The following is an 8,267-nucleotide window of genomic DNA, read 5'->3' as shown; positions in this document are numbered from 1 at the left end:
GGAGAGCTCGGCGCCGATCAACCTGACGATGATCGGCGCCGACGGCCGGCCAACGCAGAAGACGCTGCGGCTGATGCTGCAGGAGTGGATCGCCTACCGCCAGCAGACCGTGCAGCGGCGCACGCAGTTCCGGCTCGACAAGGTGCTTGAGCGCATCCACGTGCTCGAGGGCCGGCAGCTGGTGCTGCTGAACATCGACGAGGTGATCCGCATCATCCGGCACTCGGACGAGCCGAAGGCCGCGCTGATCGAGCGCTTCAAGCTGAGCGAGCGGCAGGCCGACGACATCCTCGAGATCCGGCTGCGCCAGCTGGCGCGGCTGGAGGCGATCAAGATCGAGCAGGAACTGGGCGAGCTGCGCACCGACCGCGACAAGCTGCAGGAGATCCTCGGCAGCCCGGCCTCGCTGCGCCGCACGATGATCAAGGAGATCGAGGCGGATGCGAAGCAGTACGGCGACGACCGCCGCACGCTGATCCAGGCCGGCAAGCGCACCGTGCTGGAGGTGAAGGTGCTCGACGAGCCGGTCACCGTGGTGGTCAGCCTGAAGGGCTGGGCGCGCGCGCTGAAGGGCCACGAGATCGATCCGGCGGCGCTGGCGTTCAAGGCCGGCGACGGGCTGTACGGCACCTTCCCGTGCCGCAGCGTCGACACCTTGCTGGTGTTCGGCAGCAACGGGCGGGTGTATTCGATCGCGACCAGCCTGCTGCCGGGCGGGCGCGGCGATGGTCAGCCGATCACGACGCTGGTCGACCTGGAGAGCGGCACGCAGCCGCTGCACTACTTCGCGGCGAGCGCCGACACGAAGCTGCTGCTGTCGAACACCGGCGGCTTCGGGCTGCTGGCGCAGGTGTCCGACATGGTCAGCCGGCAGCGCGGCGGCAAGAGCTTCATCACGCTGGACGAGGGCGACAAGCTGCTGCCGCCGGTGCCGCTGGCGGCGGCGCACACGCAGGTGGCGTGCCTGAGCCTCTCGGGCCGGCTGCTGGTGTTCCCGCTCGACGAGCTGAAGCTGCAGGCCAACGGCGGCCGCGGGCTGACGCTGATGGAAGTGGATGCGAAGGATCCGCTGGTCTCCACCGCCACCTGCGCGGCCGCGCTGAAGGTGCTGGGCCTGGGCCGCGGCGGCAAGCCGAAGGAGGAAGACCTGAAGGGCGCGTCGCTCGCCGTCTATGGCGGCAAGCGGGCGCGCAAGGGCAAGGTGCTGGATGCGGGGATGAAGGCGCAGCGGGTGTTGGCGGGCTGACGCCAGGTTGATGGCGCGCCCGGCTCAGCGGCCGGGGGGCAGGCTCACCGGTGGCGCGCCTGCTGCGCGTGTCGCCCGTCGGGCTGTGCAGTCCGCTTGCGCGGCGAAGTTTTGCGCGGCGTCCGTGTTGCCGCTGCGGCCGGCGGCTCCGGCTGCACCTCCTGCGGCGGTGTCGGCGGTGTCAGTTGCCCGATCGCCGGCCACGTGGGCATCGGCATCGCACCGAGCCAGAAGCTCCACATCGAGCGGCTCGTGCTCACCATGTGCTCCCAGCTGCGCGCCTGCCAGGCGGCCACCTGCTCCACGCCCCACGGCCCGTGCCAGGCGGGGGGCTCGGTGGCGGTGGGGTTGTCCTGGCGCGGTTCCCACCACGAGTTCCAGTGCCACATCATGATCGTGCTCCGGTAGCGGACGATGCTGTGAGCTTAGCCCTCGATGGCCGCGGGCGCCATCGGCGATTGACCCGCGGCCAGGGTRATCAGCGCCCGCGCAGCGCCGACAGCACCAGCAGCCCGGCCACGCCGAACACCGCGAGGCTCCAGAACTCGTAAGGCACGCCGATGATCGAGACCGCCGCCTCGGCGCAGCTGCCGGTCACCTGGAACACCGACGGCAGCAGCTTGTCGACGCCGATGCCGCTGATGATCTTGTCGGCGAAGGTCAGGTTGCACGAGGAGGACTTCGCGGCGACCAGGTTCTGGTACAGCGCTGCCGCGATCCCGCAGGCGGCCAGCAGCACCGAGATGCCGCCGAGCGCGACGCGCGGCCCGCCGCGAAGCCAGGCCGCGACGATGCACAGCACCGCGATCAGCGTGAACAGCAGGCGCTGCAGGATGCACCACGGGCAGGGGCGCATGTCGAAGACGTACTGCGAGAACAGCGCGACGCCGACGGCGGCCAGGCACAGCACCGCGACGGCATACAGGCGCTGCGTGGCGCCGAACTTGAAGGCGGCCATCGTTCAGGCCACCTGCGCGATCAGCTCGATCTCGACGCAGGCGCCCATCGGCACCTGGGCCACGCCGAACGCGCTGCGCGCATGCGCGCCCTTCTCGGCGCCGAACACCTCGGCCAGCAGCTCGGAGCAGCCGTTGGTCACCAGGTGCTGCTCGGTGAAATCGCCGGTGCTGTTGACGAGGCTCATCACCTTGACGATGCGCTCGACCTTGTTCAGGTTCCCGCCGACCGCCACGTGCAGCGTGCCCATCAGGTCGATCGCGATCGCGCGCGCGGCGAGCTTGCCGGTGGCGGTGTCGGTGTCGCGGCCGAGCTGGCCGACCCAGGGCTTGCCGTCGCGCTTGGCGATGTGGCCGGACAGGAACACCAGGTTGCCGGTGCGCACGAAGGGCACATAGGCGGCAGCGGGGGCGGACACCGGCGGCAGTTCGATGCCGAGGGCTTTCAGGCGGTCGTAGACGGACATGGCGGGCGAGGGCAGGTGGGGAAGCGGGGGATCCTACACCTGGGGCTTGGCTGAACGCGGTGCGGGGTTGTGGGCGACAAGTGGCCGCGTGAGGCCATGCTAAATTGCGCCCGCCTGCGCAAGAGCGTGGGTCGGGGTTGGAAGCCCGGTTTCAAAGGAGCGATCAAGCCACCCTCTGCGGTGGCTTGATCGTTGTCGCCCCTTGGTGCCCGTCTCGACGGCAGCCCAGGTGGGGGAGCCTTCGGGCTCGCCGACTCCTTTGAGACCGGTCTTCCAACCCTGCCTTGGGCTGCCACCCTCGTTGTGAAACGGGGTGGCAGACGGTACGCGTTCGAGGAGCCCCTGCGATGACGGCCTTTCCTGATGATGACGCGTGCGACGACAGCCGTACCGCGCCGCACTTTCAAGCCTTTCGATGGACCCGCCCGGAGAGCGACGCGCTCCCGATCGAGGCCCGGCACCTGAACCAGCTGATCGGCCAGGTGATCGACGTGACCCACGGCGTGCGCGTGCTGCTCGAACTGATGGAGCAGGACGAGATGGCCTTGCTCGACGACGCGCCACCGATCCTCGACCGGGTCAGCACCGGCGCGTTGCGGCGCCTCGGCGTGGCCTCGCTGCAGATGCTGAACCACGAGGCCAGCCGGCTGTGCGAGTGGGTCGAGGCGACGGCGGGCCGCGCATCTCGCGCGGCGCCGTAGCGGCGAGTCAGTCGGTCTCGGGTCGAAGACCCGCCACCAACTGGATCACGTTCCCAACGTCTTTCCCATTGAGTTGCCTCCGGATGAGCTCGAGAACATCCTTGGGAAGGTACGGCAATCCGCTGCGATGGAACATCGTGTGCAGGGCGAGGGGCGCCAGCCGGGCACGGTTTCCCTCGATGACCTTCATCACCTCATCGGGAACGCCCGGGGACACATCGAGCTCGATCAATGTCTCGCTCTGCATGGCAGCTTTCACAAATGCCTGGTACACCTCGTGATTGTCGACCTTGCCCATCTTGAGCTTGGTCAGCCGGCTGCATGGTTGCGAAAGCATCTTGCCCAGCGCGTGGGCATGTCCTGCCTCAAGCGGCCAGCCTCGGATGCAGAGCTCCGTCAGCGTCGAGTTCCCACCGATGGCGTTGAAGACGATGTCCATGACGGTACTGACCCGCTTCGCCGTCCTGGCGTCCTTCGAAATGGCCTCCTTTTCTGCAAGTTTCCATCTGCCCAGCCGCGCACGCTGGAATTTCCGCCGCACTTTGTGATGCAGTCGGCCAGCGCCTGAAGACCTCTGGTCGCGGCAGGCCTTGTTCCATGAGGGATGGCCCAGATCCAGGACCTTCAAGGACTTCGAAGTGGTCAGCAGGTCGGCGAGCGCCTTGGCATCGGCCTGCGAGTACGACGCTGAAACCAGATGAATCTCCTCGACGCCGAGCTCCTTCAGCGATTCGAAAATCGCTGCAAGGCCGCCGTCGCCTGCAGCTCCGCGGAGGGTCAACGCCCGCAGATGGCGCCGGTTCCCGAGCGAGCAGGCCATCGCGGTGTAGCCGGACGTGCCGCATGAGTTGTAGGAGAAGTCGAGCTCCTCGATGGAGCGGTTGCCTTTCAGTGCAGCGCCAATCTGCGCCATCGCACTGTCGTCGAGGCCGCAACTGCAGAGTGTCAGCGATCGCAGCGACTGGTTGCCTTCGAGGGCCTGGGTCAGGCAGCGCAGCGCTTCATCTTCGAAGGAGCTGCCGTTGCCGGTGATCTTCAGCGAGCGGATCCGGTGGGAATCGCGAAGCAGCAGGCTTGCGAGCTTGAGCATCGAGGGGTTGGCTCTGATGGAATCGGCCTCTTGTTCTATGCCGACCGGCAATGAGATCCCAGTGCGGTCGARCCACGCGAAGGCGTATTCCAGGGTGTCGAGATCGAGCTCGCGGAGCGCGATGGAGGCATCGATCTCCTGGCTGCCGTCTTCGCCGTGTGCATGCAGGTGGTGCAGCCATGCAAGGCATTCGTCATTTTTTTCGCTCAGGCTGATGTTCAGCGCCATGGTCCACGCGAGAAAGCGTTTCTTCGGTGAACACCCGGGTTCCTCCAGCCTGTTCAATGCGTCGTGCAGATCCGAACTCGTGTCGGTCGGCCGGGACGCAGAGGGGGCCTGTATCCGGTCCGTGGATTGCCCCGACACGACGCGGCGGTTGTTTTGAGAAGAGACGCTGGGATTCATGCGGGAGTTCCGTTTCGATTCATTGACCAATGGCCCGAATCAGTGCCGTTCCGCGCGACACGGTTCCACGGCGCTGTCAGCCATTGATCGACGGGTCGGTCCGAGCGTCCCAGGCTCTGCCGCTGCGCCGTAGCGGCTCAGCGCCCCAGCAGCCCCGCCGCCGTCAGGATCAGCTCCGCCATGTCGAATGGCTTGGCCAGGTGGGCCTGGTAGCCGGCGAGCAGCGATTTCTTGCGGTCCTCGGCACGCGCGAAGGCGGTCAGCGCCACGGCGGGGATGCGCTCGTCGCGGCCTTCGGCGGCGCGCAGCGCCCGCATGAACTGGTAGCCGTCCATCGCCGGCATGCCGATGTCGCTCACGATCAGCGCCGGCCGGGCCTGCTGCACGGCCGCGAGCGCCTCCTGCGCCGAGGCGAAGCCGGTCACCTGCGCACCCTGGTCCTCGAACATGCACCGCAGCAGTTCGCGCGCATCGGGCTCGTCGTCGACGATGAACACGTGCACGCCACCCAGCCGCGGCAGCGGCGGCAGGTCGGCAGCCCCGGCCCCGGCCGGCGGCCCGGACTGCGCCGCCTCGGTCTGCTGCGGCGCCTGCGAGACCGGCAGCTCGACCACGAAGCTCGCCCCCTGGCCTTCGCCCTCGCTGCTCGCCCGGATCGTGCCGCCGTGCAGCTCCACCAGCTGCCTGCAGATCGCGAGCCCCAGGCCCAGGCCGCCGAAGGCCCGCGTCGTCGAGCTGTCCTGCTGCGAGAAGCGGTCGAACACGTGCGGCAGGTAGCTGGCCGGAATGCCGATGCCGCTGTCGCTGATGCTCAGCTCGAGGCGCGCGCCGACGCGCTGCAGCGTCACCTGCACCTGCCCGCCGCGCGGCGTGAACTTGATGGCGTTGGTGAGCAGGTTCCACACCACCTGCTGCAGGCGGCCGCTGTCGCCGTGCACCGTCGACGCGGCCGGATCCAGCTGGCTCGTCAGGCGCACGTCCTTGGCCTCGGCCGAGGGCAGCGCCGAGTCGACGGCCGCCTGCACCACGTCCAGCAGCGCGATCGGCTGCACATCGAGCCGGACCTTGCCGGCCATGATCCGGCTCAGGTCGAGCAGGTCGTCGATCAACTTGACCTGCGCCCGGGCATTGCGATCGATCACCTCGATGGCGCGCTCCAGGTCCACCGGTTTGTCGGTGTTGGCGGCGCGGCGCAGCACCTGGGTCCAGCCGAGGATGGCGCTGAGCGGCGTGCGCAACTCGTGCGACAGCGTCGCGAGGAACTCGTCCTTCACGCGCGTCGCGCGCTGCGCCTCCATGCGGGCGCTGCGCTCGGCCTGCAGCAGTTCGTCGCGCTGGCGGCTGGCGAGCTCGGCGGCCTCGGCCTGCCGGCGCTCGGTGAGGTCGCGGGTCAGCTTGGCGAAGCCGAGCAGCCGGCCGTCGCCATGGCGCAGCGCGGTGATCGTGACGTTGGCCCACAGCATCGAGCCGTCCTTGCGCACGCGCCATCCCTCGTCGATGAAGCTGCCCTTCTCGGCGGCCACCTGCAGCTCGTGGTCTGGCCAGCCGCTCTCCCGTGCCTCGCGTGGGTAGAAGATCGAGAAGTGCCTGCCGATGATGTCGGCGGCGGTGTAGCCCTTGATGCGCTCGGCACCGACGTTCCAGGTGGYGATCCTGCCGTTGGGGTCGAGCATGAAGATCGCGTAGTCGGACACGCCTTCGACCAGCAGCCGGAACCGCTCTTCGCTGCGGCGCAGGGCTTCTTCATGGCCGCGCCGCTGCGTCAGGTCGCGCGTGACCTTGGCGTAGCCGAGCAGCTGGCCGTCGGGGGCGCGCATCGCGGTGATCACGACGTTGGCCCAGAACTGCGAGCCGTCCTTGCGAACGCGCCAGCCCTCGTCCTCGAAGGTCCCGGTCGCCTGGGCCACCTCGAGCTCGTGCGTGGGCAGGCTGCGCGCCAGCGCTTCGGGCGGGTAGAAGCGCGAGAAGTGCTGGCCGATGATCTCGTGCGCGCGGTAGCCCTTGAAGCGCTCGGCACCGGCATTCCAGCTGATGACCCGGCCCTCGGGGTCGAGCATGAAGATGGCGTAGTCCCGCACGCTCTCGACGAGCAGGCGGAAACGTTCTTCGCTGTGCTGCAAGGGCTCCGCGGGGTGGTCGGCGGTCATGAGGCTGCACCCTAGCACAGCGCGCCGCGGTCCGGCCCTCGGGGCGCTGCGGACCGTCAGGTCCTGGTCGCGAGCCGCCGGACGATCGCGCCGTTGTCGTCGCAGATGCGCCGGAACGCGGCGCTGATGCGCGGGTCCTCGGCCGCCGCCTGCCAGAACACCATCGCCGCCTGCGCGGCCTGCTGCCACGCCTCGCGCTCCGAAGGCAGCGGGCGCGGCGGCGCGAAGTTCTTCTCGGGCAGCTCCACGCCGCGCACCGGCGCGTACAGCATCGGCAGCACGTCGTAGGTTGGCGAGAGCTTCAGGCCGGGCACGAACGACAGGTTGCCCTCGTGCATGTCGGTGTTGGCGGTGAGCCGGCCGAAATGCCAGAGGCGTGCGATCTGGTCGTGCGTTTGCGCATCGATGAATCCGAGCGCGAGCAACTGCGCTGCCGCTTCCGTCCACGGGCGCCCGGCCAGCCCGAACATCGCACCGCTCAGTGCCGACCAGGAGCACAGCGCCGAACGCCCGAGCAGGCCGTGCCGGTCGAAGCGCACGACCTCGAGGCAGGTCCGGTTGCCGGCGCGGTGGATGGTCGAGCGCGCGGCGGCCAGCCCCAGGTGCGCGGGGATCACGGTCGATGCCAGGTGCTCGCACACCAGCAGGTCCGACCAGCGTTGCGTGATCGCGGAATCGTCGGAGCCGGAGAACTTGACGATGACGTGCGCCGGCATGCCGTCCAGCCGCCGCACGGCCGTGAACTTCGGGAACTCGCCGCCGGCCGACGAGCCGGCATCGCCCGCCGTCATCGCGCGCTGCGCGAGTTGCGCATAGGCGGGCTCCACCTGTTCGTCCGCGATCGGATCGGGTTGCTGGTCCTGCCTCGATTGCCAGAGCCGGAAGGCCGCTTCGCCCAGGATGAAGTTGCCGCTCTGGTCCGCGCCCAGCAGCGACAGGGCGTGCAGCGCATCGTCATCGGACCAGCGCGCCGGGTCTTCGCCCACCCCGAGCAACGGGGCATGCTGGCGCGCGAACTGCCGGCCGAGGAAGCCCTGCGGCCGGAGGTCCTGCAGCGGGTAGGGGACGCCGTCGAACCAGCCGTCCTGCATGTCGGCCTCCATCGGCCATTCGAACGGCTCGATGAAGTCCAGCGCRCAACCGTCGGGGTAGGTGAGGTGCAGGCGGGCGACTTCGGCCGCGTCGCCGTGCGCGTCGATGCGGTACAGCGGCAACGGGTTCATGTCGCCGCGCAGCGCGCGGCGTGCGGCGTAGG

Annotated in this window: 8 protein-coding genes; 2 read left to right on the top strand and 6 right to left on the bottom strand. The window is 68.9% G+C overall.

All coding sequences use genetic code 11. The features are described 5' to 3' along the window. Positions 1-1,246, top strand: a 1,246-nt coding sequence (locus AC1D01_RS12900; RefSeq protein WP_477866751.1) for a DNA gyrase subunit A, incomplete at its 5' end; no start/stop codon positions are given. Positions 1,247-1,290: 44 nt separating this feature from the next. Here the strand turns inward: AC1D01_RS12900 and AC1D01_RS12895 are convergent. The 3 genes from AC1D01_RS12895 to AC1D01_RS12885 all read right to left on the bottom strand — a co-directional run bounded on the left by AC1D01_RS12895 (position 1,291) and on the right by AC1D01_RS12885 (position 2,669). Further along, positions 1,291-1,638 (bottom strand): hypothetical protein, encoded by a 348-nt coding sequence (locus AC1D01_RS12895; protein ID WP_477866749.1) that lies wholly within the window; start codon positions 1,636-1,638, stop codon positions 1,291-1,293. Positions 1,639-1,724: 86 nt separating this feature from the next. Then, on the bottom strand, positions 1,725-2,204 hold the full coding sequence (locus tag AC1D01_RS12890) for a disulfide bond formation protein B (protein WP_477866747.1): 480 nt from the start codon (positions 2,202-2,204) through the stop codon (positions 1,725-1,727). A gap of 3 nt (positions 2,205-2,207) precedes the next feature. Continuing rightward, complete coding sequence (locus AC1D01_RS12885) at positions 2,208-2,669, bottom strand: RidA family protein (protein WP_477866745.1); 462 nt, start codon at positions 2,667-2,669, stop codon at positions 2,208-2,210. Positions 2,670-3,016: 347 nt separating this feature from the next. Here AC1D01_RS12885 and AC1D01_RS12880 point away from each other — a divergent pair, with 347 nt between their 5' ends. Further along, positions 3,017-3,370, top strand: coding sequence for a hypothetical protein (locus tag AC1D01_RS12880; RefSeq protein ID WP_477866743.1), 354 nt, complete (start codon positions 3,017-3,019; stop codon positions 3,368-3,370). Between the two features lie 7 nt (positions 3,371-3,377). Here AC1D01_RS12880 and AC1D01_RS12875 read toward each other — a convergent pair whose 3' ends face one another. From AC1D01_RS12875 to yjjJ, 3 genes are all read right to left on the bottom strand, one after another. After that, complete coding sequence (locus tag AC1D01_RS12875) at positions 3,378-4,865, bottom strand: leucine-rich repeat domain-containing protein (RefSeq protein ID WP_477866741.1); 1,488 nt, start codon at positions 4,863-4,865, stop codon at positions 3,378-3,380. Between the two features lie 137 nt (positions 4,866-5,002). Next, a complete protein-coding gene (locus AC1D01_RS12870) occupies positions 5,003-7,012 on the bottom strand; it encodes a PAS domain-containing hybrid sensor histidine kinase/response regulator (protein WP_477866739.1) in 2,010 nt (669 codons plus the stop codon). Between the two features lie 56 nt (positions 7,013-7,068). Then, the coding region (yjjJ, locus tag AC1D01_RS12865; RefSeq protein ID WP_477866737.1) for a type II toxin-antitoxin system HipA family toxin YjjJ at positions 7,069-8,267 on the bottom strand (1,199 nt) is incomplete at its 5' end.

Source organism: Rhizobacter sp. P3_B12 (genome assembly GCF_056402895.1).
This window is presented reverse-complemented; position numbering and strand designations above follow the sequence as displayed.

Coding starts and splice junctions, on each gene's coding strand:
- AC1D01_RS12895 (WP_477866749.1), bottom strand. CDS start 1,638: ATGATGTGGCACTGGAACTCGTGGTGGGAACCGCGCCAGGACAACCCC.
- AC1D01_RS12890 (WP_477866747.1), bottom strand. CDS start 2,204: ATGGCCGCCTTCAAGTTCGGCGCCACGCAGCGCCTGTATGCCGTCGCG.
- AC1D01_RS12880 (WP_477866743.1), top strand. CDS start 3,017: ATGACGGCCTTTCCTGATGATGACGCGTGCGACGACAGCCGTACCGCG.
- AC1D01_RS12885 (WP_477866745.1), bottom strand. CDS start 2,669: ATGTCCGTCTACGACCGCCTGAAAGCCCTCGGCATCGAACTGCCGCCG.